25 protein-coding genes are annotated in these 25,230 nt (G+C 63.2%); 11 read left to right on the plus strand and 14 right to left on the minus strand.

Translation table 11 applies throughout. The features are described from left to right. A partial coding sequence (locus tag ACFPPB_RS01870; protein WP_377323852.1) for a transposase occupies positions 1 to 469 on the minus strand: 469 nt, incomplete at its 3' end. A 248-nt stretch (positions 470 to 717) separates the two neighbouring features. Between ACFPPB_RS01870 and ACFPPB_RS01875 the strand changes: the two genes are divergently transcribed. After that, positions 718 to 1,941 carry a hypothetical protein gene (locus tag ACFPPB_RS01875; RefSeq protein ID WP_377323854.1) on the plus strand — a complete coding sequence of 408 codons (1,224 nt, stop codon included), beginning with the start codon at positions 718 to 720 and terminating at the stop codon, positions 1,939 to 1,941. 592 nt (positions 1,942 to 2,533) lie between these two features. Next, entirely contained in the window at positions 2,534 to 3,034 is a 501-nt protein-coding gene (locus ACFPPB_RS01880; RefSeq protein ID WP_377323856.1) for a hypothetical protein, read from the plus strand. A gap of 124 nt (positions 3,035 to 3,158) precedes the next feature. Here ACFPPB_RS01880 and ACFPPB_RS01885 read toward each other — a convergent pair whose 3' ends face one another. The 4 genes from ACFPPB_RS01885 to ACFPPB_RS01900 form a co-directional block, all read right to left on the minus strand. Then, positions 3,159 to 4,298 carry a carbohydrate porin gene (locus ACFPPB_RS01885; protein WP_377323857.1) on the minus strand — a complete coding sequence of 380 codons (1,140 nt, stop codon included), beginning with the start codon at positions 4,296 to 4,298 and terminating at the stop codon, positions 3,159 to 3,161. Between the two features lie 561 nt (positions 4,299 to 4,859). Then, positions 4,860 to 6,293, minus strand: coding sequence for a cytochrome-c peroxidase (locus ACFPPB_RS01890; RefSeq protein WP_377323859.1), 1,434 nt, complete (start codon positions 6,291 to 6,293; stop codon positions 4,860 to 4,862). Positions 6,294 to 6,431: 138 nt separating this feature from the next. Further along, a complete protein-coding gene (locus ACFPPB_RS01895; protein WP_377323861.1) occupies positions 6,432 to 8,156 on the minus strand; it encodes a phospholipase C in 1,725 nt (574 codons plus the stop codon). A gap of 278 nt (positions 8,157 to 8,434) precedes the next feature. Then, the gene (locus ACFPPB_RS01900; protein WP_377323863.1) at positions 8,435 to 9,313 is read right to left on the minus strand and encodes an NmrA/HSCARG family protein; all 879 of its coding nucleotides are present in this window, start codon (positions 9,311 to 9,313) and stop codon (positions 8,435 to 8,437) included. 119 nt (positions 9,314 to 9,432) lie between these two features. Here ACFPPB_RS01900 and ACFPPB_RS01905 point away from each other — a divergent pair, with 119 nt between their 5' ends. Then, entirely contained in the window at positions 9,433 to 10,371 is a 939-nt protein-coding gene (locus ACFPPB_RS01905) for a LysR family transcriptional regulator (RefSeq protein ID WP_377323865.1), read from the plus strand. Positions 10,372 to 10,389: 18 nt separating this feature from the next. Here ACFPPB_RS01905 and ACFPPB_RS01910 read toward each other — a convergent pair whose 3' ends face one another. Further along, a complete protein-coding gene (locus ACFPPB_RS01910) occupies positions 10,390 to 10,842 on the minus strand; it encodes a glycine zipper 2TM domain-containing protein (protein WP_377323867.1) in 453 nt (150 codons plus the stop codon). A gap of 138 nt (positions 10,843 to 10,980) precedes the next feature. Between ACFPPB_RS01910 and ACFPPB_RS01915 the strand changes: the two genes are divergently transcribed. Then, on the plus strand, positions 10,981 to 11,778 hold the full coding sequence (locus ACFPPB_RS01915; RefSeq protein WP_377323869.1) for an SGNH/GDSL hydrolase family protein: 798 nt from the start codon (positions 10,981 to 10,983) through the stop codon (positions 11,776 to 11,778). Between the two features lie 132 nt (positions 11,779 to 11,910). On the opposite strand, the gene ACFPPB_RS01920 is transcribed toward ACFPPB_RS01915, so the two are convergent. Beyond that, on the minus strand, positions 11,911 to 12,765 hold the full coding sequence (locus ACFPPB_RS01920; RefSeq protein WP_377323871.1) for a LysR substrate-binding domain-containing protein: 855 nt from the start codon (positions 12,763 to 12,765) through the stop codon (positions 11,911 to 11,913). Positions 12,766 to 12,923: 158 nt separating this feature from the next. On the opposite strand from ACFPPB_RS01920, the gene ACFPPB_RS01925 reads away from it, so the two are divergent. Next, positions 12,924 to 13,442 carry a lipocalin-like domain-containing protein gene (locus ACFPPB_RS01925; protein WP_377323873.1) on the plus strand — a complete coding sequence of 173 codons (519 nt, stop codon included), beginning with the start codon at positions 12,924 to 12,926 and terminating at the stop codon, positions 13,440 to 13,442. Between the two features lie 43 nt (positions 13,443 to 13,485). On the opposite strand, the gene ACFPPB_RS01930 is transcribed toward ACFPPB_RS01925, so the two are convergent. Further along, positions 13,486 to 13,725 (minus strand): hypothetical protein, encoded by a 240-nt coding sequence (locus ACFPPB_RS01930; RefSeq protein WP_377323875.1) that lies wholly within the window; start codon positions 13,723 to 13,725, stop codon positions 13,486 to 13,488. Positions 13,726 to 13,965: 240 nt separating this feature from the next. Between ACFPPB_RS01930 and bla the strand changes: the two genes are divergently transcribed. Beyond that, on the plus strand, positions 13,966 to 14,874 hold the full coding sequence (gene bla / locus ACFPPB_RS01935) for a subclass B3 metallo-beta-lactamase (protein WP_377323877.1): 909 nt from the start codon (positions 13,966 to 13,968) through the stop codon (positions 14,872 to 14,874). 72 nt (positions 14,875 to 14,946) lie between these two features. Here bla and ACFPPB_RS01940 read toward each other — a convergent pair whose 3' ends face one another. Then, entirely contained in the window at positions 14,947 to 15,492 is a 546-nt protein-coding gene (locus tag ACFPPB_RS01940; protein ID WP_377324469.1) for a peroxiredoxin, read from the minus strand. Positions 15,493 to 15,757: 265 nt separating this feature from the next. On the opposite strand from ACFPPB_RS01940, the gene ACFPPB_RS01945 reads away from it, so the two are divergent. Beyond that, complete coding sequence (locus ACFPPB_RS01945) at positions 15,758 to 16,687, plus strand: bifunctional helix-turn-helix transcriptional regulator/GNAT family N-acetyltransferase (protein ID WP_377323879.1); 930 nt, start codon at positions 15,758 to 15,760, stop codon at positions 16,685 to 16,687. Positions 16,688 to 16,843: 156 nt separating this feature from the next. Here the strand turns inward: ACFPPB_RS01945 and ACFPPB_RS01950 are convergent, their stop codons facing one another. The 5 genes from ACFPPB_RS01950 to ACFPPB_RS01970 all read right to left on the minus strand — a co-directional run bounded on the left by ACFPPB_RS01950 (position 16,844) and on the right by ACFPPB_RS01970 (position 21,415). Beyond that, the gene (locus ACFPPB_RS01950; protein ID WP_377323881.1) at positions 16,844 to 18,586 is read right to left on the minus strand and encodes a GGDEF domain-containing protein; all 1,743 of its coding nucleotides are present in this window, start codon (positions 18,584 to 18,586) and stop codon (positions 16,844 to 16,846) included. A gap of 50 nt (positions 18,587 to 18,636) precedes the next feature. Next, the gene (locus tag ACFPPB_RS01955; RefSeq protein ID WP_377323883.1) at positions 18,637 to 18,945 is read right to left on the minus strand and encodes a hypothetical protein; all 309 of its coding nucleotides are present in this window, start codon (positions 18,943 to 18,945) and stop codon (positions 18,637 to 18,639) included. A 68-nt stretch (positions 18,946 to 19,013) separates the two neighbouring features. Further along, complete coding sequence (locus ACFPPB_RS01960) at positions 19,014 to 19,841, minus strand: SAM-dependent methyltransferase (protein ID WP_377323885.1); 828 nt, start codon at positions 19,839 to 19,841, stop codon at positions 19,014 to 19,016. Positions 19,842 to 19,990: 149 nt separating this feature from the next. Next, on the minus strand, positions 19,991 to 20,371 hold the full coding sequence (locus tag ACFPPB_RS01965; RefSeq protein WP_377323887.1) for a hypothetical protein: 381 nt from the start codon (positions 20,369 to 20,371) through the stop codon (positions 19,991 to 19,993). 153 nt (positions 20,372 to 20,524) lie between these two features. Then, positions 20,525 to 21,415: a class I SAM-dependent methyltransferase gene (locus ACFPPB_RS01970; protein WP_377323889.1), complete on the minus strand. Its 891-nt coding sequence runs from the start codon at positions 21,413 to 21,415 to the stop codon at positions 20,525 to 20,527. 415 nt (positions 21,416 to 21,830) lie between these two features. Between ACFPPB_RS01970 and msrB the strand changes: the two genes are divergently transcribed. The 4 genes from msrB (at position 21,831) to ACFPPB_RS01990 (ending at position 25,170) form a co-directional block, all read left to right on the plus strand. After that, positions 21,831 to 22,280, plus strand: a complete 450-nt coding sequence (gene msrB / locus ACFPPB_RS01975; protein ID WP_377323891.1) for a peptide-methionine (R)-S-oxide reductase MsrB — start codon at positions 21,831 to 21,833, stop codon at positions 22,278 to 22,280. Next, positions 22,277 to 22,786, plus strand: coding sequence for a peptide-methionine (S)-S-oxide reductase MsrA (msrA, locus tag ACFPPB_RS01980; protein ID WP_377323893.1), 510 nt, complete (start codon positions 22,277 to 22,279; stop codon positions 22,784 to 22,786). The genes msrB and msrA overlap by 4 nt, the downstream gene beginning before the upstream one ends. Positions 22,787 to 23,142: 356 nt before the next feature. After that, positions 23,143 to 24,624, plus strand: coding sequence for an MFS transporter (locus ACFPPB_RS01985; RefSeq protein ID WP_377323895.1), 1,482 nt, complete (start codon positions 23,143 to 23,145; stop codon positions 24,622 to 24,624). 195 nt (positions 24,625 to 24,819) lie between these two features. Next, a complete protein-coding gene (locus ACFPPB_RS01990) occupies positions 24,820 to 25,170 on the plus strand; it encodes a YciI family protein (RefSeq protein WP_377323897.1) in 351 nt (116 codons plus the stop codon). Positions 25,171 to 25,230 lie beyond the last annotated feature (60 nt).

Raw genomic sequence — 25,230 nt, forward strand, 5'->3', positions numbered from 1 at the left:
ATTTTTTTGATAGAACTAACAGCGCAGCCGCCTCCGCCAACGCCCTGTCCTTGCGGGTCAGTTCGCGTTGTAGCTGGACATTGGCATTCTTCAGTTCGCGCACTTCCTGCGCGCTCTCTCGGCGATGGCTCGGGCTGCTGACCGTGCAAAAATCCTCGCGCCATTGAGTCAGCTGATGCGCAAATAAACCGCGCTCGCGACACCAGGCGTTCAGGGTCTCGCCGACCAGACCGTGGCTCTGCTGCAAGGCCAACAAGCGTTCTTCCGCCGACCAGTCTTCCGGGCGCCGCGCCTCGCCAGCAGCCTCGCCACGGCTCAATGCCTTTTCTTCTTTCATCCAGTTCTTCAATGTCCCTGCGTGCATGTTCAATTCGTCAGCCACCGAGCCGATCGTACGACTTCCACGGCTAAATACCTTGGCCAGCGCCTGCTCACGAAACGCCAACGAATACGTTTGTTTGATCTTCAACTTACACCTCTGAGCTTCTTGATTAAGAAATTTCAGAGGCGACAACTAGTCTGACGCCGCGGGCTCGTGAGATTTATCAAGCGATGTTCGCACCTGGCGCGACGCATCCTACTTGGCATGCCCTATATCAGCAGTACTGTCTGGGAACCATTGCCATCGCAAGGATGGTTGATCCGGCTTGCTTGCTTGAGGACGAGGCAGCTCACCTCCTTCCACCGTTTTGCCATCTGCCTAGTCCCTTTGAGAACATGCCGAAGTACGACGCGGCGATGATCGAACGTGCGAAGCGTGCGGCGATTCGAATGGACTTCGGCAACTACACGATGGGGAGACTGATCCCGGGCCGGTCAAACTACGACGACCGCAACCCAGAGTACCAGCGGGTGCTGCCGGCAATCGTTTCGCGAATGCTGATGCTTGGCTATGACCCCGAGCAATTCGAAGCTATTGACCGGCAAATGAACTCAGGCTCTCGTATGGGAGGTGACAAGCACAAGGTCGACCGATACGGGAAGAAGTACGGCTGGATCGCTTACTTCGAGATGTGGGGTGTTCGGTATGCGCAGGGCCTCCTTGCCAAGGAGCGCGGCGCTCGCCCCTCAGACGCGGACATTGACCCGACGTTCCCGCTCGAGACAACGAGCATCGACCTGCTGCTCCCAGACTTGTTCAACGGCCAGCCTACGGGTATTGGCGACTGGGTGGTGAGAGGGCCGCAACCAGAGTACCGCGGCATCCTCGAGATCGCGGAGATTGATGGCTCGACAGGGCCGTGGGTTGTACTTGACGGGTTCCTCGAACAGAACGCTCCCGCTGATGACCGACAGATCTTTACGTTCCTTCGAGGTGTACTCGTGGACAACGGAGAGGTCGAACGCCTATGCACGTTGTTCACTGGTTTTGAGTATCCCGGCAATGACGCCGTTCCGGAAGCGCCAAGCTACTACTACACCTATGCGGGGGAGATGCCTTTCTCCTCGATTCCGGGACTGCCCATTGTTGAAGAGCAAGAGGGCGACAGCACCGAATACATGGTGTCTGCTGATCGGTGGTCAAACAATGGCGTCACGGTCGGCATCCCAGTGCAGAAATACAGCTGGGAGAGCTACCACAGCGTGGTGAATCAGAACAGCGGTTCGAGCCTGCCCTCTAAACTGCTCTGTGAGGCTTTGAGTCTCAGGTACCGCGCCAACAGATGTGACTTGCACGATGCTTCAGGCGTGGCGTCCCTGTACCGAGAGGTCGGTGAGTATGGCTCGCAGATCAGCGGCTCTTTCAGCTATCTGCGTCGTGACCTTCTTGACAACTACTTGAGACAGTCCGGCAAGGCGCTGGTGTGGCTCATGTGGGGAGAGCGTGGCATCCATCACCGGTCAGCCGAGGCGCACAACCTGCACGAGTACTACGCGAACCACCAGCATATCCACAAGCGTACTCATGTCTATCAGACTACTTTGAGTACTCAATCGTAGGCCGCATTAGGCGAGGGGATGCCACCATTCTTGGGTACAGAAGACGTTTATGCAGGGCGTGGAACCGACGGCGGATTCAGTATTCGAAATGCGCCGTTCAACGGCCTGACTAGGTCGCGGCACGTTCAAATCGAGTAACCGGCGCCTCGAATGGCAATCGATGTCGGTCAGCACACAAACATCCATGACCGGTTACAGCTTAGAACAGCCAGCCAATACGACTCACCAACCGACCGCTCCTGGCCGGTCAGCGACTGTGGGTCGTCGTTCGCTGAATCGCCGGCTGATGAGTATTTCGCAACGGTAGCTGGCCTGGTCGATCCGATCGAGCCACCAGACGCAGGATGTCGACGCGTAGCGGCGTCAAACGCAGACCGCGCTTGCCGCAAACGCGACCGACCTGCTGCAACAACTCGCCCTCATGATGCACATGCCGTTTGGGATCGGTGCAGGCACCTTTTTGCTTTGTGCGGATTCCAGTCGAGTTGAACATTGTTTCCGGCGCGCCCTGACCGGCCCGCTGGTGATGGCCGAAGCCATGAATACTCCTTCAACTTGGCGCTACCGGCTATATTACTGACGGATACAGCCCTTGGGTGCGCTCATGTTCGGCTTGTTCAAGCGTCGAAAAAAACGACTAATGGGTCGCACGCTAGGTATAGCTGCGGCCGGTCGCATGGTCACGGCTTGCGCACTGCAGTTGCACTTTCACGACCAAGAATCAGATGAGGCGATTGCGGCAAAGCGGGCCGCCGAGATCTCCAACTGGATATTTCAGGGCACGTTGGAAACCCAACATGCAAGCCTCTTCACTCCACACGAGGCTGCAACCGTTGCCGAGTCCTGGCTCCTCCTCAATCCTGACTTTCAGGAATTAGCAGTCCAGACCGCGCGTATGGAAGCGGTGGCTCACTACGGCTTGGATGATGGCCATGTGGCGGAGCCACCTAACGTACTTGTCTGGTTCGGGAAGAACCACCCCGAGGCGCCAGACCTGGATTCCTACACGGCTCTGGTAGCTCGGCAGATCCAGAGGCTTCCGGGTGACGTTCAGGCGAGCCTGCGGCGCTGGATGAGCCGACCGAATAGCTGAGCAATGGCAGCAGGGTGCCCAACACCAGCGGGCTGGTCAGGACATGCCGGAACGATGGTCAACAATTGCCGGAATCCGCACTTTGGACTCATGGCAAATCCATCCTGACAAATGGGCACATGGGTTAAAGGTGCACAGTTGCACGCAGGCCGACGACCCTCGCGTTGTGTGCGGCTGCCGTACCACCTGGATCGATGATGTATTGCACCTCCGGCTGTAGATCCAGCGATTTGCTGATCGGCCAATCGAGCGTGCTTTCGAGGATGACCTCACGCCGTAAGGGTGTTGCTTTGCTGGTAATGGCCGTGCTGCCATTCAGATCGACGTACGCCAAACCCACACCGAGCTTGTCGCCCGTACCGAACACCGGACGCAGATTGAAGCCGGTTTCGACCGACCAGGGAACAACGCTGCGGTCGCTCAGTGCGGTGCCGACGCGCGCGAACACGCTCAGACGCGCATCGAGCGCATGGTCCATGCTACCGATGAAACCGCTGTTCCCGCGTACCCTGTCGCCCTGCGTGTTGGTGAAGGTTCCGGTATGGTAGTACGCCGCCAGTCGCACATCGGTTTTTTTCTCGCCATCCCTGTCGATCACGCGCTGGTATTCGGCAAGCAATAGCGCGCCTTCATCGAGCGAGATGTGCAGCCCGTGGCGATTGACGCTGGCCTGATCGCCGCCATCGCCATCGAGCACGGCCAGACGCAGGGTTCCGGCATGCTCCAGATCGAATGCCAGCCGCGCCCCCAACACACCTTGTGGAAAGATCGGCGAGTTCGGCAAATCACCGCTGACTACGCTCGGCGCACCGAATGCGCTGCTGATAAACAGGTTCGCGGTACCCGGACCCCAGAACTCGGTGTCCGCGGCCAATAGGCCGGTTCGCAACGAGACACGACCGAATGTGCGCTGCGCCCAGAGCTCGTGCACGCGCAACTGATGCACGGCATCGATGTTGCTGACATCAGAAAATCCTCCGACGTAGCGCCGGTTAAAACTCTCCCCATGCGGCATGTAAATGTCGGTGTGGGCGAGCCAGTCCGCATCCGCCCAATCGAGTGACAGCTGCGCAAGTCCGGTGTAAGTCGCGCCGCGTTGCAACCCACCGTGCACGTCGGCAAATACCTCGCCGGTGTAGACGAACGCATGCGAGAAACCGGATTTGGCAGCGGGTTGAGCATCCTCAGCGCACGCTGGCGATGCCGCAACTGCCGCAGCGAGGACGATGGCGAAGAGGAAGATCGGCAAGCTCTGCACTGGCATCAGGTCACGTGATCGGCACAAGGCGTCGATGATGCCCCAAAGGCTGGTGATACGTCATGCGCATCAAGGAAGTCCCGTAAGTCGGAGCACGCGCCGCACGCGTCGCTCGATCGAAAGGACCGACTTGAACACTGGTACGCGTTCGAGCAGACGGCCGTGGAAGCGGCCCTGCGAAGATGAAGTGCGGAGAAAGACCTACGGCTCAAGTCGTAGCCGCGCCACAACTCTTACGCTCACGGCAATGACTGCTTTGTGGCATGCATTTGTATTTGGCGACCGGCCGGTGGCCGATCTCTGCCGATCGCGTAGAACTTCGCGGTGGCTTCTTGCCCGATCTGCGCCGATCGGAAGGCGTCGCTGGAGCGTGCGGTTCAATGGCCTGGGGTGGGGCGGGAGAGTTCCGACTGACCAGTTTGAGAGCATTTTGGGGACGGGTTTGAACGAAATATGCAGCGCGCCGTATCGATGGGTTGAAGCGCGCCGCTTCGACGCTTGACTCCCCCGGTTCCTTCGCGCGAAATCGTGCCGGTGCCCAACCTGCACCGACACCCGCAGACCTCTTCAGTATCCTTGCCGAGATGGAACCTGCGCTGCCGGCATCGAGGCCGGGATATAACCGTCGTCGAGCGTGTGGAGAAAGGCGATGATGTCTTGCATGTCCCGGTCCGTCATCGGAGGCGGGTCGCCGGGATGGCGGTCAAACGGGGCATCGGTGGTGTCCACGTTGCCGCGATAGGCGACGGGGAGATCGTCGTACAGCTCCGGCTTGCCGCTCGCGTTGCGTGGATAGATCTTGTCGGGTGCCACGCTGCGCAGGTTGTAGAAGTCCAATACCTGTTTCAGGCTGCGGTAGACGCCGTTGTGGAAGAACACAGAGCGTCTGTCGACATTGCGCAGGGTAGGGGTGAGGAACATGCCGCAATATTGGGTCTGACGGGCGAGGTCTTTCCGGAGAGGACCGCACAACCCAAGATCGAAAAAGTGCGGATTCTCGTTGACCGGCAGCCCGGGGTTGCGCGGCACGCCCAGGGATTCGTACTGGGAGTCGGTGAACAGCGGCGGCAACCCGTCACGCCCGACCCGGCTCACATGGCAGGCCGCGCAATTGCCTTTCTTCGGGTCGTCGAAAACCTGTAGCCCGTGGAGCTCGGCGGCAGTCAACCGGGCGCGGCCCTGCAGCGAAGCGTCGTACTTGCTGGTGAACGGATGGAAAGAGGGATCTTCGATCTCGTAGCGGCCGATGGCGAACATCGCCTCGGAAACCAGCGGGTCCGGGTCGCTGAGAATGGCCGGACCGAACAGCTGGGCGAATGACTGGCGATAGCGGCTGCGCACCAGTTTGCGAGCGACGTCGGCCACGCTGGCGTTGGCCATTTCCACCGGATTGAGCATCGGAAGATAAGCCTGCCGTTGCAGCGAATCGGCACGGCCGTCCCAGAAAAGCCCTCCCTGCGGCACCATGGCAATCGCGCTGGCCGGCGCGCGGCCGGCCGACTTCCGGGACCGCGGATCATTGCGGGCGGAGGCGGCCAGCGTGTTCAAATCGACGGGCACGTCGACGTCGGCGGTGTCCGGCCCGATGCTGAAGGGAGGCTGCCGATACAAATAGGCGAGCGAGGGAGGCGGCCGGTAGCCGGTCTTTTTCAGATCCGGTCCGCCCGGTTGCACGGTCAGCGCGTTGGGCGGGTTATAGCCGCGGGCGGGGCTGTGGCACGAGGCGCAGGATTGCCGCCCCGAGGCCGATAGCGAAGGATCGAAGAACAGCGACTTGCCGAGTTGGGCCATCGCGCTCAGCGGCTTCACGGCGGGAAGCTTCAAATGAACGGGGTGCGGATGGATCCCGTCCGCGCTGTCGTTCCCGCGACCCGAAGGCTGCTGCAGGAACGCGTAGCTCGCGAAGCAACCGAGTGTGCAGGCCAGACAGAAAGCGACCTCGAACAGGCGGTGCCGCTTCCGGTACGACAATCGGCGTGACGGCCGGGGATCCTTCGGCAAGATGCGCTCCAGGCGAAAAGACATGACGTGACGATATGTCCCGGGAGACATCCCTTGCTCTGCCGGATGACCGGGCAGAGCAGGGGATCGATCTTCCCCGCCGGCATGATTACCGCCGATGCCGGCGCGGTCCCGGGTTCAGGAGTGGCGGGGCGCCGCGATCCGCGTGCCCTGGTCGGGATCGAGATACAACGTCGAGGCTTCACGGTGGCTGAAGTCGAACATGCCCATGATGCTGCCGGCCGTGGCATCGTTCGAGCCTTGTCCGATCCGCTCCCCGTGCAGCCAGTTGTCCTCGATGAAGCGCACGACCGACGAGTGGGTGATGCGGGCGTCATCGACGTAATTCACGCGCGCATAAGGCGAGATGACCAGGAACGGGATCCGGGTGCCGGGACCGCAACGGCCGTTGACCGTACCTCCATCCACACCGATACCGGGCCTGGCATCGGGTCCATTGCACACGCCGGCGCCATTGAGCTGGTCGGCCCCGGTCACCGTACCCTGGGCCGTCCCCTCGGGCGTGATCGAATCGAACGAAGACGTGGTGGGCGACGCGTAGCGATGGTCGTACCAGCCGTCGGAGTCGTCGTAAGTGATGATGATCGCCGTGTTCTTCCAATCCGGCTGGCGCTGCAGAAAGTTGACCACTTGTACGATGAAGGCCTGCTCGTCCAGCGGATCCGAATTGCCCGGATGCGCGTCGCCCACGGCGGGAGCCTTCAAATAGCTGACCGAGGGAAAGTTGCCCGCCGAAACCGCAGAGAAGAAATCGTGCAGATCGTATTCGTGGTGAACCGGGGTCGGGCTGCTGTCCTTTTCGTCGGTATGGCCGATCTCGGCCACCGACGTGGGGCGCGTGTGGGCTGCGTTCGCCGTGGAGGCGTAGTACTGGAACCAGTTGTGGTGGGGGATGTAGTCGGTCTTGGTGGTAGCGAGCACATTCGAATAGGAGCTGCGCTGGCAGCCTGTCGTTCCGTTGGGGTTGACCGACGCGAGGTCGAAGCCGCCCATGAATCCACCCCATGACAGGTGATGGGCATTCAGCAGATCGCCGATGTTTTTCGAGGCCATGGCTACCGTGTTGTGGGGCGACGAGCAGACGTCATAGGCAGGGTCGGTGTCGCCGATCAGAGTCAGCCCGCCCTGGCCGTCGGGAATGGCCGCCGCCGAGCCGAGAACTATCCTGGCGCCGTTGTTGGTGCCCGACACGATGCCTATCGCGCCGGGCGTCGAGGGACCATAGGTGTCGGTATAGGCGTTGTCGTTCATCGCGAAGTGCTGCGCGTAGTTCCACAACGCCGTCACCGTGTTGCCGTCGTAGTAGCCCATCACCAGGCCATTCGTACCGAAGGTGCCGGTATTGCTGACGGTGTTGTTGCCGGTATAGGCGGGAAAACGATCCGCCGCGCCGTCGTCGTAGGCCAGCTGTTCCGGCGTGTAGTTGTGGTTCTGGCCCTCGGTGTTGGCCTGCGTGCGGTCGAGCCGGAACGGATTGGCCGCGTTGATACCGTTGGCCGGGTTGAACCTGTTCGGATTCTGCGTCAGCAGCTGGGGTGTGAGGCCATCGACCCGGGGCGTCCACGGCAAGGCCTTGAACGCAGGCTCGCCAGCGGGATTCGCCGCCACCGGATAGACGCCGAAGTAGTGGTCGAACGAACGGTTCTCGTCAAAGATGACGACCAGATGCTTGATCGGCGTGGCCGTCGGGACGGTGTCCTGGGGCGACTCCCCGGACCCCGGCCACGGGTGATTGGGGTGAAATGGAAAGCCGTGATAAGGAATGTGGCCAACCTGGGCATAGGCGGCAACGGCGAATGCCATGGCGGCGATAGAAACCGGTAACAGTGTCTTTCGGAACATGCGAGGACTCCTGGTATGCATTCAATGGCACAAGGCTGAGGTTGAATCCCCCATTCAACGCATCCCCTGTGGGCGACCGGGAGCGCGATCGGCAAGGAACTCCCGGGATGCACGAAATTGAACCACCCGCCCATGAACGTTGAGAGACAGCTCGCGGCGAAAAATTTGATGCGGGTCCCGGATCGAGGAGAGTGTCCGATGCCGGGCCGCTTGTGCTTGGCCCGGTTCGGTTCGTCCGCAGTCGTCGACGCTGCATGTCCGGTTTCGTCCCGGTTTTATCAGCTGGCGGCGTGCCACGAGGCCGCGGTCTCCCGGGCAAACTCACGGTACGAGCGCGGCGCGTGGCCGAGGATGCCGGTCATGATGTCGAGGCTGCCGGGCTTGGGCAGCATGCCGTCGCTCTGGAAGCGCGCCAGCATGAGGCGGATGTCGTAGGCGGACCACGATGGTGCGCGGCCGGCCATGTTTTTTTCGAAACCGACGAGGTCGTTGCCGCCGTAGGCCACCGGCTTGCCGAGCAGTTCGGACCAGATCGCCGCGGCGTCCCTTCCGGTGATGGCATCCGGTCCGATCAGTTCGATCACTTCGCGCGGCAGCGGCGTGGCGGACTGTTCGCGACGCAGCAGCGAGGTCACCGCGATCTCCGCGATGTCGCGCGTATCGACCATCGATACGCCCAGCTCGCCCAGCGGCATCGGATACACGCCGTTCTCCAGCGCGCCCTTCATCATCGCGTCGTTCTGCATGAAGTAGGACGGGCGCAACACGGTGGCTGGCAGGTTGAACTGTTCGATCGCGCGCTCAACCGTGTACTTGCCGGCGAAGTGCGGCACGTCGGCGAACGCGTCGCTGTTCTGCACCGAGAAATAGACGATGCGCTGGATGCCGGCCTCGCGCGCCAGGTTCAGCGTGATCAGTGCCTGTGTCACTTCGTCGGCGACCACGGCGTTGAGCAGGAACAGCGTGTCGATGCCCTGCAGCGCGGCGCGCATCGATTCCACATCGGTCATTTCGCCGGCGACGGCACGCACGCCTTTTGGAAAGCGGGCCTTGTCCGGGTTGCGGGTGAGGGCGTGAACGGTGGCGTGGCGGGTGGCCAGACCGTCGACCACCTGGCTGCCAATGGCGCCGGTGCTTCCGGTGACGAGAATGCTCATGTCATTAGTCCTTTCGTGTTGAGGATGGGTTTGAAACGGGTACAGGGCTAATCTGACTGTTCCAGTTTAGGAACGAAAGATGCAAAACTGATACGCGACGTATCATCAATGGAACGAACATGGATCTTGAAACCTTGGTCGATTTCAACGCCGTGGCCAGCCACGGCGGTTTCAGCCATGCCAGCCGGGTAACCGGTCGGCCCAAGGCCACGCTGTCCCGCCGCGTTCGCCAGCTGGAAGACTCGCTGGGCGTGCACCTGATCGAACGTGGCGCGCGCACCCTGCGGCTCACCGAGGAGGGTGCCGCGCTGCACGAGCAGACCTCGTCGCTGCTCGATCGCATCGACGACATCAAAGAGGCCTTGATGGGAGACGTCGGCCTGCCGCATGGCCGCCTGCGCATCAACGCGCCGGTGCTTTTCGCCCAGCGTGGACTGGGCCGCATCGCTGCGCGCTATGCGGCCGCCTATCCGAACGTGCAACTGGAGGTCACCGCGGACGATCGTTTCATCGACCCGCTGGTGGATGGCTACGACCTGGTGATTCGTGCCAACCCCAGCCCCACTACAGAGCTGGCCGGTCGCTGCTTTCTGCGTGATCAGCTGATCGTGGTGGCGCATCCCTCGATCGTTCGCCCCGAATCGGAAAGCGAGGCCGCGGCGGTCCCTGCGGTGACCCTGGTCGGCGCGCCGGAAAGCGCAGCATGGAACATCACCGCTGACGGACGAACGCAGATCCTGCATACGCATGTCGTCCTGCGCCTGTCGTCCATGGCGATGGTGCACGACGCCGTGCTCGATGGCGCAGGCGCCGCCATGATGCCGCGCTCGCTGGTGCAGGCCGACGTGGATGCCGGCCGCCTGCTCGACTGGGGCAACGTGGCCGGGCGCGGCATCGAAGTGTGGGCGTTGTATCCGCCGCACCGCCACGTGAGCCGGAAGGTATCCGCCTTCATCCGCATCCTCACCGAACAATTCGTCGACGGCTCGCCCGACGGATTCCGCTCGCTGCAGCGAGCGGCGAGCGAACTCGGATCAGGCACGGTACGTCGTACCTGATCCGGGCGCTTCCGGCTGTCAGCGGATGCGCACGATATTGCCGTTGGGATCCACCTGCACCACGTCGCCTTCGCGGATGGCGCTGGCGTCCGGCACCTGGATATTGGAGTAGGTGCCGTCGCCCATCTTCAGGCGCACCGTCCAGCTCTCGCTGCCGCCGCGAGTGCCGATCGCGTGCCCGGCAAAGCCGCCGCCGACGGCACCGCCGACGGTGGCCAGCTTGCGACCGTTGCCCCTGCCGACCTGGTTGCCCAGTACACCGCCGGCGACTGCGCCGATGATCGCGCCGGCCGTACCGTGCTGGCCGCCCTGGGTGACGTTGTGTTCGATTCTCTGCACCGTGCCGCACTGGTCGCAACGCAAATAGATGCCGTCGGGGCGCATCAGCACGCCGCTGGACGACTGTGCCCGGGCGTTCGATATCCCGGTCAGGGCGAGCGTGGCGGCGACGAGCAGGGTCAGGGCTTTCATGGCGGGCTCCGGCAGGTTTCAGAAGTTGATCGAGGATACGCCCGGTAGCTCAACTCAGCGTTAAGGTCCAAGCCCGGATTCCTCGCGCGGACAGGTACACTCGGCAGCTCTCTGAACCGTGCATGGAGACCCCAGCCGATGAAGCTTCCAGCGACCCTTGTCGCGGCCTTCGCCCTGCTAGCCGTTGTTCCCGTTTCGTCACCTGCCAGGGGACAGGCGGCCACATCCGCCGCATCGGCGCCGGTCGCCATCAATCCGTTATATACGGCGCCCCCGACATCGCTGAGCACGGACCAGGTCGCCTCCATGCAGCAGCAGCTGGCCGACTGGCCACAGCTGGGCCGCTACCGGGCCGACAACGCGCGGCTGGCGCCGGGCCAGGGGCGAGTCGTCTTCTACGGAGACTCGATCACCGATGTCTGGGGGCGAGCCAAGGGCACCACTTTTTTTCCGGGCAAGCCCTACGTCAACCGCGGCATCTCGGGGCAGACCACCGCGCAGATGCTGCTGCGCTTCCGGCAGGACGTGATCGATCTGCAGCCCGCCGCGGTACTCATTCTCGCCGGCACCAATGACCTCGCCGGCAACACGGGTCTCGCCACGCTGCCGATGATCGAGGACAACTTCCGCTCCATGACGGAGCTGGCCAAGGCCCACCACATCCGGGTCATCCTCGCCTCGGTGCTGCCGGTGAGCGACTACCCCTGGCATCGGGGACTGCAACCGGCCGGCAAGGTGCGCGCCCTCAATACCTGGCTCAGGCAATACGCGGCTTCCAGCGGTGCGACCTACCTCGACTACTACAGCGCGCTTGCCAACGCGCAGGGCGGCATGGACCCCCGCCTCGCCAGCGACGGCGTGCACCCCACGCCCACGGGCTATGCCGTTATGGCGCCGCTCGCGCAGCAGGCGATCGACAAGGCATTGCCGCACTAGGGATGCTCTGATTTTGCTCGTCATCCCGGAATCGCGAAGCGATATCCGGGCCCCAGCGCCTTTGTGTATCCACGCGTTACATGAAAGACACTGGGTTCCCGCTTTCGTGGGAATGACGAAAATCGAGGTTGATCAGAGCATCCCCAGATTGCCGTCGGCGTGGTCGATCACCAGGCGTTCAAGTCGACTCAGCGCCGCGGACGGCTCGCCCTTTCCCGAATGAAGGCACAGTTCAACGACCGGCAGGGGCGGCAAGCCGTGTCTTTCGTCCAGTCGCATGAGAAGCGGCGGTATGCCGGCCGTTGTTCTCAAGGTAATGCCGAGACCGGCCGCAACGCCGGCCCACAGGCTCTGCAGGCTTGCCGTGGTGTAGGCCAGCCGCCAGGAAATGGAAGCCTTGTCGAGTGCCTCGATGCCTGCGCGGCGAAAGAAACAAGGCGAATGGTAGAGCGCCAGATCCAGCGGCGCGTCCGGCCGCAAGACGGCACCCGAACCCGCGGGCCCGATCCACGTCATGGGCAGAGTGGCCAGGCGCCTGGCGTCGGGGCGGCTGCCGTAGCCCATCGCCAGGACGAGGTCGAATTCGCCGCGATCCAGCCGTTCCAGCAAAACGCCGTTGCGTTCCACTTCGACATCGATCCGGACCGCCGGGTGTGCTTTCCTGAATTGGCCCAGCGCTGCAGGCAGCCATGTTTCGGCGAAGTCGCCAGGCAGGCCGAAGCGCACTGCGCCTTCCACCGATGTGCCGGCGGCGGCGCCGACGGCTTCGTCGTTGAGGTCGAGGATGCGGCGTGCATAGGAGTGCACCAATTCCCCGGTTTCCGTCAGCACCACAACGCGCCCTTGCCTGCGAAACAACGGCTGGCCCAATTGACCTTCCAGCTTTCGCATCTGCTGGCTCACGGCCGATTGGGAACGACCGATTTTTTCCGCGGCGCGGCCCAGGCTGCCCAGTTGCAGAGATCGCAACCAGCGTTCGCATGGCATCCATATCGAGATTGGGCAGTGCCATTACTTCAGTTTTTCTAATGCGATGGTTTTAAATTATCGAATTTTCTTAAACGTGCGGGAAGCCTACCATCTGACTGCCCGTCGCAGGCACGTTTCAACGCGGATTGCCCCCCACTCACAGGAAAGCTCAACGCATGAAAGTTCGCACAGCACGCATCGGCAACGTCCTTGCCGTGCTTTTCGCCGCAACCTCGCTCTGGGCTTCGAGTGCCTTCGCCGCCTCGCCGCCCGGTGTGTCATCGCTGGCGGGAAGCTGGGCCCTGGTGGCGGCGGACGTCCAGCATCCCGACGGTTCGCGGACGCCGGATTTCGGTGCCGGGCCCACGGGACTGTTGCTGATCGACAAGCAGGGCCACTACTCGCTGCAGATCTTCAAATCCGAGCGGCCCAGGTTCGGCTCGGGCGACAAGGCGAAGGGAACCGAGAACGAGTACAAGGCGGCCGTCATGGGCTCGAGCACCCACTTCGGCACGCTCAGCATCGGGCCGGGCGATGGTGTCCTGGTCTTCCACATACAGGGGGCTTCGTTTCCCAATTGGGAAGGGCAGGTGCAGAGCAGGCACTACCAACTCGAGGGCAACGTGCTGAGCTACCGCGTGGTGCCGCGCCCGAACGGCGATGTGCCGATCTCGGTCTGGCAGCGGATCGACTGAAGTTGCGAGACAGGTGGCCGTCCATTTCAGGCGGCCAGGCGGCCTACCCGCCGCAACCGCCGCAACAGATCGATGGCAGCTCCACCACCTGGCCCGGCTCCACCTGGCAGCCCGCCTGCCGGATCAGGCCGAGCAGGTCCGTCATGGGAATGTAAGTGGCGATCCTGAGGGTGTTGCCGTCCAGCGCCATGGCCACGATCACCGCCGGGTCCAGGTCGTACAGGACATCCTCGATGGCGCGCATATCCGGCTTCATGCCGTCCATGTCGATGTGATATTCCATCGTGGTCTCCTCGATCGCATCGACGCCGTGCCGGCGCCGGCTCCATCATCTCCCGGACCCCGCAACCGCTGCCTTGACCCTGATCAGTGCGGGACGATCATCGAAACGCGATGTATGGCCCGTGGTCTGCGTCGCCGAGCTGGCCCGGCACGACGGGTGTCCGCAAAGCGTCAGGATTTCGCCCGTCGCGGGTCAGGTATGGAAGCGATGCTGCGCGCTTTACGATCACGGAGCTTTCCCATGATGTCTCTACGCCTGCTGGTTGCCCCCACCCTGATGCTGAGCCTGATCCTGCCGGCCACCCGTGCGGAACAGCCGCCGCCGAAGGCGTCCCATGGCATCGACCGGCGGCAATGGAATGCACCGCAGAAGCCGTTCCGCATCTACGGCAACACCTGGTACGTAGGGCCATACGGTTTGTCCTCGATCCTGCTGGACACGGGGCAGGGACTGGCGCTGTTCGACGGCGACCTGCCGGAGTCTGTGCCGCTGATCGAGGCAAACATCCGCGCTCTGGGGTTCCGCGTGCGCGACATCAAATGGATACTCAACTCGCACGCGCATTCCGATCATGCCGGCGGCATCGCCGCATTGCAGCGCGACAGCGGCGCCCAGGTGCTGGCCAGTGCGGCCGGCGCGCGGGAGATGGCGCTGGGCGGCGCCGACCGCGACGATCCCCAGTACGGCGACATGCCGGACTATCCGCCGGTGCACCACGCGAAGGTGTTGCGCGATGGAGAGGTGGCGCGGCTGGGCGATGTGGCGATCACCGCGCACTACACCCCGGGCCACACGCAGGGCAGCACCTCATGGACCTGGATCTCATGCGCGGGCGGGCGCTGCCTGCGCATGGCCTATGCCGACAGCCTGACGCCGATCGGTGCACCCGGCTTCCGTTTCAGCGACCATCCGCGCCACGTCGCGGCGTTTCATCAGGCGATAGCCACCGTGGCCGCATTGCCCTGCGACATCCTGCTCACGCCGCACCCCGACGCCAGCGACTTCTGGCAGAAAGTGGCAGGGCGCAAGTCCGATGCCGATGCCGCTCCATTGATCGACGCCGGCGCCTGTCGCACCTATGCCGCGACCGCTGCGAAGATGCTCGATGCGAGGTTGGCGCGGGAGCACGCAGGGACGGGGACGAAATGATCATCGCGCCGAGCGGGCGGCGCTGCCGCCGGCCGGAGGCAGGCCCGGATTCCAGCCGACGGCCTCGACGCCTTATTTTTCGAGCGCCCTCACCGCGTCCAGCGTCTCCTTTACATGCTTCTTCGGGCTGAGGCTCGAATAGACGTGCGTGATCTTCCCCGACGGAGCAATCACGTACGAGGTGCGGTTCGACCAGCCCGGCCGCATGAGCAGCAAGGCGTCGTATCGCTTGGCGATCTTTGCGCCGTCGTCGGCCGCGACCGGGAACTTGCCGCCGCAGTGTTCGGTTTCCTTCGAGAAAGCCGCCAGCTCCGAGATGTTGCCGGCGGTGACGCCGATCACGGTGGCATGCAGCGCCTTGAACCGGTCGATGGCCTCGGAGAACAGGTGCGCCTCGATGTTGCAGCCCGCCGTGTGTGCAGCCGGGAAGAAGTAGACCACTACGGGGCCGTTCTTCAAGGCATCGGCGAGCTTGAACGTGAAGGGCTGGCCGGCGAGATAGGCCGGCGCGGAAAAGTCGGGCGCCTGGGTGCCTTCCTTCAGTGCGGCAAACGCAGGCGTTGCGAAGGTAGCGGTGGCGACGAGGGCGAGCACCGCGAATTTCAACAAGGACTTCATGGGCGTGATTCCTGCTCTGGCTGACGGATCGGCAGATTTATACGCCAGAAGTGCCTGCAGTGCCGAAGTGTGACGGTAGCGTTCTGCAAGGCCGGTATTTCCCCGGTCGAGGCGCCATACGGCCGCACGCTTCCGCATGGAACAGGGCCTCGGCGGCGAAGGACAGGCTGCGTGCTTTCGGCCGGTCCCATCGCATCCTTGAAGTGCCGAACCGCAAGTGCGGTCGTGGGATTGACGCGCGCGATTATCTGACTATAGTCAGGCAATGGATACGGAACAGTTCCGGCAGGTCCGTCGTTTCAACCGCGTGGTCACGGAGCGGATCGGCGTGCTCAGCGACAACTACCTCGGCAGCGGCCGTCCGCTGGGTGAGGCGCGGCTGCTTTTCGAGATCGGCAGGGGTGGCGCGAATGTACGCGATCTGCGCGCACGCCTGTCGCTGGACTCGGGCTATCTCAGCCGGCTGCTGCGCTCGCTGGAGCGACAAGGCCTGGCGACGTCGCAGCGTGCTGCCGACGATGCCAGGGTACGGCGCGTCGCGCTGACGCCGAAAGGGCGGAAGGAGTGGAGCCTGCTGGATCGGCGTTCGCAGGATCTCGCCATTTCGTTGCTGGCTCCGTTGGGCGACCGACAGCGCGAGCGCCTGCTCGCGGCGATGGAAGAGGTGGAGCGGCTCATGCGCGCCTCCTCGGTAGCCATCGAAGCCGCCGACCCCGGCAGTGCCGATGCCCGTCTGTGCGTCGAGGCGTATTTCCACGAATTGGAGGAGCGTTTCGAGACGGGATTCGATCCCGCGCGCAGCACATCGGCCGATCCCGGGGAGCTCGTGCCGCCGGCCGGGATCTTTCTCGTCGCGCGGCTGGACGGACAGCCGGTGGGCTGCGGCGCGCTCAAGGTCACCGGCCGCCGGGTAGGCGAGATCAAGCGCATGTGGGTGGCGCCTTCCGCCCGCGGCATGGGTATCGCACAACGCCTGCTCGAGGCGCTAGAAAAGCACGCTGTGGAATTCGGTCTGGACGTATTGCAGCTGGATACCAACCGCAGCCTCGACGAAGCCCGGGCGCTGTATGCCCGAAACGGCTACGCGGAGATTCCTCCCTACAACACCAATCCCTATGCCCATCATTGGTACGAGAAGCGAGGGTTGCGGCGGCGTACCAGCCCAGGATCCAAGTGGGTTGGCATGCGTCCATAACGGGCGGCGCGACCTGGGGCTTTCCCACCAATTCGCGAGTGCGCGGCACCGCTCAACTTGCGTTCTTCTCGCGGCCGGCGTGGTGTTCGCTGCCTTGCGCCATGGCGCCTGGGCTCTCCTTCAGCGGCGATCATCCCGCCGGACCCGCTAGAGACCTCAGGCTTCGAGCAGACCGTCGCTTTCGGTATCGGCGATGACGCGATTGCGTCCGGCGCGCTTGGCGCGATAAAGCGCCGCATCGGCTTCCGTGCATAGCCGCAGCAGCTCGTAGCCGGAAGTGTCGGTGGCGGCCAGGCCGACGCTGGCGGAAATCGATATGGCGCTTCCGTCTTTTTCCATCGGCGACGCTTCGATGGCTAGCCGGATCTGATTGGCGATATCCATACCTTGATTGTGGCAGCACTCGTGCAGCAGTATGCCGAATTCCTCGCCGCCCAGGCGCCCGAACAAGTCGACGGGCCGCAGGTGTTGCTGGCAGATGGCGACGGCATGCTTCAGCACGGCATCGCCCATGACGTGGCCATGGGTATCGTTGACCTGCTTGAAGTGGTCCAGGTCGATCGACATCAGGCAGGCGTGGCCGCGCCTTTTCTCCATGAGACGCAAGACTCGACCGGCCTCGCTGATGAAATGCTGGTGGTTGAAGATGCCGGTGAGGCCGTCGCGGATGGCCATGCGCTTGAAGCGCTTCTGCGAGTGCAAGGTGCGGAACAGCCAGAATGCGATGGCCGCCAGCAAGATGATCAGCAGCGTGATGTAGAGCCGGCTGGCCTCCGCAGCCTTGGCATCCAACGCTTGCTGCAACTTGAGGACGCTGTTCTGCTTGCTCAGCTCTTCGGTTTCCAGCTTGCGGGTCAGGACCCGCTGCTGGACTGTTTGATAGGCCAATGCCTGTGCGGCGGCATCATCGAGCGAACCCTTGTTCTGGGCGACATAGTGTTCGTAGTAGACAAGTGCGGACGCCGTATCGTCGTGTCGCTTCGCGACCCGGTAGAGCACCTCGTAGGCATCCTTGAGATAGTCGCTGATGTCGTTCGGGCTGGCCATCGCCAGGGCGGCGAGCGCGGCCTTCCGGGCGTATTCATCTTCACCAAGCTGTTCATACGCCTGGGCTCGCTGTGCCTGCGCAGACAGCGCGTGCGGGTAGTACTGGTTGAGCCGGATGGCGGGCGCTATCCGGTCCAGCAGCGACAACGTCTTGGCAGGCTGGTGTTCTTCCAGGAAGAGCGTGCCGAGGATGAGCTGTCCGGTCGTTGTCAAGATGGGCTGTCCAGCCGCTTCGCACGTATTAATGACTTGCTTCAGTTCCGGGCTCGAGGACGTGAGCCGTTTGGCGTTATAGAGCGCGGCGACCAGCTTGGAGCGCGCGTAGCACGAGTTTGTGACCGAAGGAACGGTGTCCTCCATCATATGGGCGTACTTGATCGCCAGATCCGTCTGTCCGGCCAGGTTCAACATCTGCGACAGGTAGCTGAGGACTTGGAGGCGAACCGTCTTGTCCTGGATCCGGGGCAGGTCGATGGTCAGCTGTTGGGCCAGCTTGAAGGCGTCTTCGTAACGACGCTCGACTGCCAGGTTGTTCATGAGAAGCGCCGATGCTTTGGCGGCAAGCATCGGATCGCCCGAATGATCGATTACCTCGTGCAGCGGCTTCTCCGCCGCAGCGTAATTGCCTTCCAGCGAGGACTCGAGCGCATCGAGATAGCGCAGATGCCATTGCTCGGCCATCGTCAGCGCGGGCGACTCGCGATGGATCTGCGCCAGCCGTTCGGCGAAATGCCGGTGATCCTTGATGCGCAGGCTTTCGGTTTGGTCCAGGAATGCGCCGGCGTCGGTGATCTCGGGAGTTTTGCTGGCGTGGCTTGCCTGCATCAGGGCGCAGAAGAACAGGGCCGTCAAAACGGTCCCCCATCGTCTGCACCGCTGGTCGATGGGCACGGTGACCGAGATTATTGTTTGTGCGGCGTATGTTTGTGCGACGCACCGTGGCCGGGTTCGGATGGATGGTGCGGCTTGTCGTCGTCGTCATGGTCCGGCTCGTCCTCCTCATGCCCAGGCGAATTGGAGATCTGCGGTGAATGATTCGGCTTGTGCCCGAACTCTTCGGACAGGAGCGAGCTGTCGCCGGCAGCGACGGCAGACTTCAGGGCTGCGGATGCCTTCGCCTGTTCGAGAATGGGCGCGAGCTCGTCCGCGGATGCGTGGCGCAGCGTGGCGTTCCGGCCGATGGCTTCCAGCAGTTCGATCGTGTCCGACATGTTTTTCCCCTGTTTACGGTGGTTCCAAAGTGTTCGCACTGGTGAGTGCCGCGGACCACCGGAGTGGGTCAGGCGATGGAAGCTTCCTTGTCCAGTGCTGTCAGCCGCTCACGCACGGCTGGATTCTGCTTCAACGCCGCGCCGGGCGGTAGCACGACCGTCTCCTCGGCGGTCAGTTCGGCGCAGGGCAGGTCGCGCAGCGCCATGCGGCGGACCCGCGGCTTCTGGATCGGCAAGGTAGCGCCGCGATAGACGATCACCTCGTGGTCGAGCGGATAGTCCGCGCTCAGCACGTCTACCAGTACCTGACGGTATGCCGCTCCGGTGGAAAAGCGTTTCAGCGACAGGTCGCCTACCAGCCCGACTTGCCACAGCACCAGATAGCCGGCGGTATCAATTCGCCGTTCATAGAAAAGCAGCTGGCTGGCCTCGAAGTGCTGGCATCCGAAGCGGCCGGGATCGATCCCCAGGTCGGCGTAGAGGCAGTCCTCGGCGGAAATGCCCGGCTCCATGTGTGCATTGAAGCCTTCCGCACGAGCCACCTCGATGGCCTTGTGCGGCGACCAGGCAAAGATGCCGGGATGACCGTAGAACACGCCGCAGACCCTCTTGCCGGCGCGCACCTCGTCCATCATCAGGTCGACCCACTGCCGATAAGTCTTCATCCGCGACTTGCCTTCGGCGTAATAGGGCTGGAGGCTGCGCACATCCGGGTGCATGCGTTCCAGCCACAGCTCCACGATGCCATCGGAAAGTGCTGCAAACACCACGTCCGCCTGCTCGATCTGGCTGCGTGCCAGTGGAGTGAGGTGGGAGCCCAGGGTCATGCCCATGCCGACGCATGCCAGGCTGCCGCGTCGGGCATCGTTCGATGGAGGGAGCGGCGCTGTGTCCATGGCTTGATGGTAGGGCAATTTCGGGAGCGGGAGGGCGCCGAGGAGGTGGGCGACATGACCCGAGTCGAGGCCCCGACAGGCACGACGTTGTGTTGTCGAACTGCGAGCCTCCGTCCGTGTCCCTGCTATTCATGCGGTTTATACGGCTTTCACCTGACTATCCGCAGGGCGGTCTTATCGTCGCTTGCATCGGATGTCAGGGCGTTAGCGCCACGATCGAGATCATTCCCATGAGTCGATACATGTCTGCCGCCGATCTCGGCATCACGGTGAAGAAGGGCGACGAGCAAAGCCTGTTCAAATGGTTTCTCGCCAGTTTCCTGTTCGGCAAGCGCATCGGGCAGAAGATCGCGGCCGCCACCTGGCGCGCGCTGGTCGAAACGCACGAACGGGATACGCCGCGCAAGCTGTGTCATTGCAGCCATGCGGAGTTGGTGAAGATTCTGGACGAGGACGGCTATGCGCGTTACGACGAGTCCATCGCCAATCGGCTCGCGCTGCTGTGCGAGACGCTGATCGATCAGTATCACGGACGGATCCTCGGAATTTTCGAGGCATCCGAAAGTCGCGCGGATTTCGAACGTCGACTGCGCGGCTTCAAGGGCGTGGGTGCGGTGACGGTGCGGACCTTCATGCGCGAGGCGGGTCCGGTGCCGTTCAAGAGCGACTGGACCCGGCCTGGCTCAACGTCGCGTCGCCAGAACCCCATCCAGCGCGAGCTGAGCCTTGAAGCCGGCTTTCTGAAGCCGTTTTTCCACCTCGCGCGGGACATCGCGGCCGCTGGTGAGTTTGTTCGGGCTGCCGGTGTAGTGGAACAGGCGGCCGCCGCGGCGCAGCACGCGCGCCAGCTGGTCGTAGAACATCTGCGAGTACAGCTCGCCGGCGATGCCGAAGCGCGGCGGGTCGTGCAGCAGCGCGTCCACCGAAGCGTCGGCGATCTGCGCGATCGCCTGCGACACGTCGGCATGGGTGAGCTGGAAGCGGTCGGCGCCGGCGGCCGCGTCCGGGTCAACCTCATCGAGGTCGGGCGACCACGGATTGAGCGTGCGCAGCCACAGCACGTCGGCATTCTTCTCGAACGAGAGGATGCGTGCCACGCCCGCCTCCAGACAGCAGGCAGCGAAGTAGCCGAGGCCGCCGCAGGTATCGAGCACCACCTTGCCGTGCGGCTCGATCAGCGCCACCTTGCGGCGCGCATCCTCGAACGGCGATTCCTTCGAGGTAGGCAGCATCTTGATGCCGTCGATCTCGAAGGTGGGTGCGCCCCACTCGGTAGGCACCAGCTTGATCAGCGAGCCGGAATAGCGCGAGACCGACGCGAACTCGTCGCCGTCCCAGTAATAGATGGTGCGGTCCTTCAGCACGCGCGGATAGGGATAGCGCTGGCCTCGCCAGTGCCACGCGTCCATCTCCAGCGAGGCGCTGCCGCTCGATAGCCCCAGGTCCAGCGAGCCGGTCCACTCGCCCGCGCCGGCATCGCGTGCAGTGAGCAGGGCTTCGGCAGTGGGCTGCGTCAACAGGGGGCCGGAATAATGGGACACGACGGGCAATCTCCTGAAATAGCTGTGCCGCATCGGTGGCAGTTGGCCGCGATGCGACGAAGAGGGCGAGCAGGTGGAGGTTTATCCGATGCGAGTTTCGCCGCGCAGGTTACGGCATTGCAATCGAAGCAGGCGCCGGACGTCGGTCTCCCGCTGCCAGTGCCCTCCCGGGTAGCCTGCCTCGGCACCACAATGGAGGGGGTCACAAGAGAAAAGGTACGCATCCATGGCACGTGACCGGATCCGGGGCTCGTCGATCGCGGCGCCTCACGTGGACAGAGCCCGGCACGTAACCGTGCGCCGCTTCGGTACGTAATGCATCGGTGTGCAGGTTGGGTTCGCCTGGTCGGCCCCAATCTATGCACCATTCAACCTATGGATGACGTTGCCGGCCTGGATCGGTTTATCGGTTCGAACCGGGGATGATTGTCCAAAGCAGGAGAAGCCCATGAACAAGTACAGCAAGACGCCCGATGCCGTCGCGAGGCTCTCGCCCGAGCAGCATCGCGTCACCCAGCAAAATGCCACCGAGCGGCCCGGCACCGGCGAGTACCTGGACAACAAGCAGCCGGGCATCTACGTCGACATCGTGTCGGGCGAGCCGCTGTTTGCCTCGTCCGACAAATTCGAGTCGGGATGCGGCTGGCCGAGTTTCACCAAGCCGGTCGAGCCCGCCAACGTCAACGAATTGCGCGACGGCACGCACGGCATGGTTCGCACGGAGGTGCGCTCGGTACACGGCGACAGCCATCTTGGGCACGTCTTTCCCGATGGCCCGAAAGATCGGGGCGGCCTGCGCTACTGCATCAATTCGGCCTCGCTGCGGTTCATCCACCGCGACGACATGGCGGCCGAGGGTTACGCGGACTACTTGGCTCAAGTGGAGGATGTGCGATGAGTACCGAACGTGCCGTGCTGGCCGGTGGCTGCTTCTGGGGTGTGCAGGATCTGCTGCGCCGCTATCCCGGCGTGATCGCCACCCGCGTGGGTTACACCGGCGGCGATGTGCCGAACGCGACTTACCGTCATCACGGCAGCCACGCCGAAGGCGTCGAAATCATCTTCGATCCGTCGAAGCTCAGCTATCGCGCGCTGCTGGAGTTCTTTTTCCAGATCCACGATCCGTCCACGCCGAACCGGCAGGGCAATGACCGCGGCAGCTCTTACCGTTCGGCGATTTTCTACACGTCCACGGAACAGAAGCTGGTGGCCGAGGACACCATCGCCGATGTGGATGCCTCCGGCCTGTGGCCTGGCAAAGTCGCGACGGAGCTGGCGCCCGCCGGCGACTTCTGGGAGGCCGAGCCCGAGCATCAGGATTACCTCGAGCGCTATCCCGACGGTTACACCTGTCACTTCGTGCGCCCCGGCTGGAGGCTGCCGCGTCGCGACACTCTCGCCTGACAACGGCATGTCGGGCTGAGACGTGCCTGGCACGTCGCGCTGCTTCCTGCATTCGGTTTGCAGGAAAAAGAGGGTAGGGCCCCGGTAACCTCCTTGCTTACTCTCGGCGCAGTATGGTGCTCTGGGTACCTTGAACAACCCCGATTTGTTTGCAGGTGCGCACCTTGTGCGCGAATCTTGTCACCTCAGCGCACCGTGTGTTCGCGCACAAGGTGTGCCAATACAGGTGCCGGAGCCGGGTTATCCGCGATTCCCTGGCGGGACCGGGAGCATGTCGATTTCGGAGGCGCTCGTTCGACGCTGGAATGAGGCTGCCCGTTCGGCAGCGCCGACCCCGCCATCCACGAGACCCATGCATGGACACAGCACCGACCGAAACCCCGGCCATGACGCCACTAGGCAGGCATGCGCATCACGACCGCCGCTGGCTGGCCTTGACGGTCCTGTGCCTGGGCGTCCTGATGATCGTGCTCGACACGACGATCGTGAACGTGGCGCTGCCATCGATCAAGACGGATTTGAAGTTCTCCGATACGTCGCTGGCCTGGGTGGTGAATGCATACATGCTGACCTATGGCGGCTTTTTGCTGCTCGGCGGCCGGCTCGGCGATCTGTACGGACATCGACGCCTGTTCCTGATCGGCATCGTGGTGTTCACGCTGGCGTCGCTGGGCTGCGGGCTGTCCGCCACCCAAGACGTGCTGGTCATCGCACGCTGTGTGCAAGGGCTGGGCGGAGCCGTGGTCACGGCGGTGGCGTTATCGTTGATCATGGATCTGTTTACCGAAGCGGCCGATCGCGCCAAGGCGATGGGCATCTACGGTTTCGTCTGCGCCGGCGGCGGCAGCCTCGGCGCGATGCTGGGCGGCGTGCTGACCAGCAGCCTGAGCTGGCATTGGGTGTTCCTGGTCAATCTGCCGATCGGCATCGGCGTGGTCGTGCTTTCCCTGCGCTTGCTGCCGGCGGTATCGGGCGGGTCGACGTCGCGGCATCTGGATGTGCTCGGTGCGGTGACCGTGACCGCGGCGCTGATGCTTGCGGTTTACGCGATCGTCAACGGCAACGAATTGGGCTGGACATCGCAGCGCACGCTGGGACAGCTGCTCATCGCGATCGCCTTGCTGGCGGCGTTCCTGCTGATCGAAACGCGCGTGCACACGCCACTGATGCCGCTGCGGCTGTTCAAGCTGCGCAATCTGGCGGTATCCAATATCGTCGGCGTGCTGTGGGCGGCGGCGATGTTTGCCTGGTTCTTCCTCTGCGCGCTGTATATGCAGCTGGTGCTGGGCTACAACCCGATGGAAGTGGGGCTGGCCTTTCTGCCGGCGAACCTGATCATGGCCGTGTTCTCGCTGGGCATCTCGGCGAAACTGGTGATGCGTTTCGGTATCCGCCGCCCCCTGGCAGCGGGACTGCTGCTGGCGGCGGCTGGCTTGTTGCTGTTCGCGCGCGCGCCCGTCGACGGGCATTTCCTGATGGATATCCTGCCCGGCATGGTGTTGCTCGGCCTGGGCGCCGGCATCGCGTTCAACCCGGTGCTGCTGGCCGCCATGAGCGACGTGTCGCCATCCGAGTCCGGTCTGGCTTCAGGTGTGGTCAACACGGCCTTCATGATGGGCGGTGCGTTGGGCCTGGCCATTCTTGCCAGCCTCGCGGCTTCGCGCAGCGAAGGTTTGCTGACGAGCGATCACCTGCCACTTGCCGCACTTGCCGGCGGCTACCAGGCAGCCTTCTTGGTCGGCGCCTGTTTCGCCGCGCTGGGCGCGCTGCTCGGTGCGGCGATGCTGCGCGCGAGCCCGGCGGCGGCGGAAGAGGGTCAGGTTGCGTCGATGCCCTGATTCGCCATGCGTTCCACGCTACGACGACGGGTGGACGGTCAATGGCACGAAGACGTTGAGCGCGTAATGGAAGATGGTTTCCCCGCACATGTCGATTCGGCCGCCTGCCATTCGTTGCATGGATAGCCGAGGTGCTTGCAGGCTGCGCAGCCATCCGGCGTACGGTCCCCCCAGACAGTCACAGGAGATGGAGCTATGCGATTCCTTTCGATAGTCAGGATCAACGAGAACAGCGGACTGCAGCCCAGCGAGCAACTGATGAGCGATATGGGCAAGCTGCTCGAGGAAGTGACCCGGGCCGGGGTCATGCTCGACACCGCAGGGCTGCGGCCGACGTCGGAAGGTGTTCGTGTACGGCTTTCCCACGGCAAGATCAGCGTGGTCGACGGCCCGTTCACCGAAGCCAAGGAGGTGATCGGCGGTTATGCGCTGATGGAGACCAAGTCGATGGAGGAGGCCATCCATTGGACGGAGCGGTTTCTGAAGATCCACGGTGACGAATGGGATATCACCTGCGAAGTGCGCCAGATGGAGACCCATCCCTGATACGGCAAGCGGTGGATGCGACCAGGCAGGGCGCATTCCGATGCCGGAATGCGCCCTTCG

The sequence above is a fragment of the Rhodanobacter terrae genome, from assembly GCF_042657005.1.
In the GTDB taxonomy this organism is placed as follows: Bacteria; Pseudomonadota; Gammaproteobacteria; order Xanthomonadales; family Rhodanobacteraceae; genus Rhodanobacter; species Rhodanobacter terrae.

Excerpts from the sequence above, each read along its gene's own strand:
- ACFPPB_RS01905 (WP_377323865.1), top strand. The coding sequence starts at position 9,433 with ATGGATCTTGAAACCTTGGTCGATTTCAACGCCGTGGCCAGCCACGGC.
- ACFPPB_RS01930 (WP_377323875.1), bottom strand. The coding sequence starts at position 13,725 with ATGGAATATCACATCGACATGGACGGCATGAAGCCGGATATGCGCGCC.
- bla (WP_377323877.1), top strand. The coding sequence starts at position 13,966 with ATGATGTCTCTACGCCTGCTGGTTGCCCCCACCCTGATGCTGAGCCTG.
- ACFPPB_RS01940 (WP_377324469.1), bottom strand. The coding sequence starts at position 15,492 with ATGAAGTCCTTGTTGAAATTCGCGGTGCTCGCCCTCGTCGCCACCGCT.
- ACFPPB_RS01885 (WP_377323857.1), bottom strand. The coding sequence starts at position 4,298 with ATGCCAGTGCAGAGCTTGCCGATCTTCCTCTTCGCCATCGTCCTCGCT.
- ACFPPB_RS01915 (WP_377323869.1), top strand. The coding sequence starts at position 10,981 with ATGAAGCTTCCAGCGACCCTTGTCGCGGCCTTCGCCCTGCTAGCCGTT.
- ACFPPB_RS01955 (WP_377323883.1), bottom strand. The coding sequence starts at position 18,945 with ATGTCGGACACGATCGAACTGCTGGAAGCCATCGGCCGGAACGCCACG.
- ACFPPB_RS01945 (WP_377323879.1), top strand. The coding sequence starts at position 15,758 with ATGGATACGGAACAGTTCCGGCAGGTCCGTCGTTTCAACCGCGTGGTC.
- ACFPPB_RS01990 (WP_377323897.1), top strand. The coding sequence starts at position 24,820 with ATGCGATTCCTTTCGATAGTCAGGATCAACGAGAACAGCGGACTGCAG.
- ACFPPB_RS01960 (WP_377323885.1), bottom strand. The coding sequence starts at position 19,841 with ATGGACACAGCGCCGCTCCCTCCATCGAACGATGCCCGACGCGGCAGC.
- msrB (WP_377323891.1), top strand. The coding sequence starts at position 21,831 with ATGAACAAGTACAGCAAGACGCCCGATGCCGTCGCGAGGCTCTCGCCC.
- ACFPPB_RS01985 (WP_377323895.1), top strand. The coding sequence starts at position 23,143 with ATGGACACAGCACCGACCGAAACCCCGGCCATGACGCCACTAGGCAGG.
- ACFPPB_RS01875 (WP_377323854.1), top strand. The coding sequence starts at position 718 with ATGCCGAAGTACGACGCGGCGATGATCGAACGTGCGAAGCGTGCGGCG.
- ACFPPB_RS01920 (WP_377323871.1), bottom strand. The coding sequence starts at position 12,765 with ATGCCATGCGAACGCTGGTTGCGATCTCTGCAACTGGGCAGCCTGGGC.
- ACFPPB_RS01970 (WP_377323889.1), bottom strand. The coding sequence starts at position 21,415 with ATGCGGCACAGCTATTTCAGGAGATTGCCCGTCGTGTCCCATTATTCC.
- ACFPPB_RS01925 (WP_377323873.1), top strand. The coding sequence starts at position 12,924 with ATGAAAGTTCGCACAGCACGCATCGGCAACGTCCTTGCCGTGCTTTTC.
- ACFPPB_RS01900 (WP_377323863.1), bottom strand. The coding sequence starts at position 9,313 with ATGAGCATTCTCGTCACCGGAAGCACCGGCGCCATTGGCAGCCAGGTG.
- ACFPPB_RS01910 (WP_377323867.1), bottom strand. The coding sequence starts at position 10,842 with ATGAAAGCCCTGACCCTGCTCGTCGCCGCCACGCTCGCCCTGACCGGG.
- msrA (WP_377323893.1), top strand. The coding sequence starts at position 22,277 with ATGAGTACCGAACGTGCCGTGCTGGCCGGTGGCTGCTTCTGGGGTGTG.
- ACFPPB_RS01895 (WP_377323861.1), bottom strand. The coding sequence starts at position 8,156 with ATGTTCCGAAAGACACTGTTACCGGTTTCTATCGCCGCCATGGCATTC.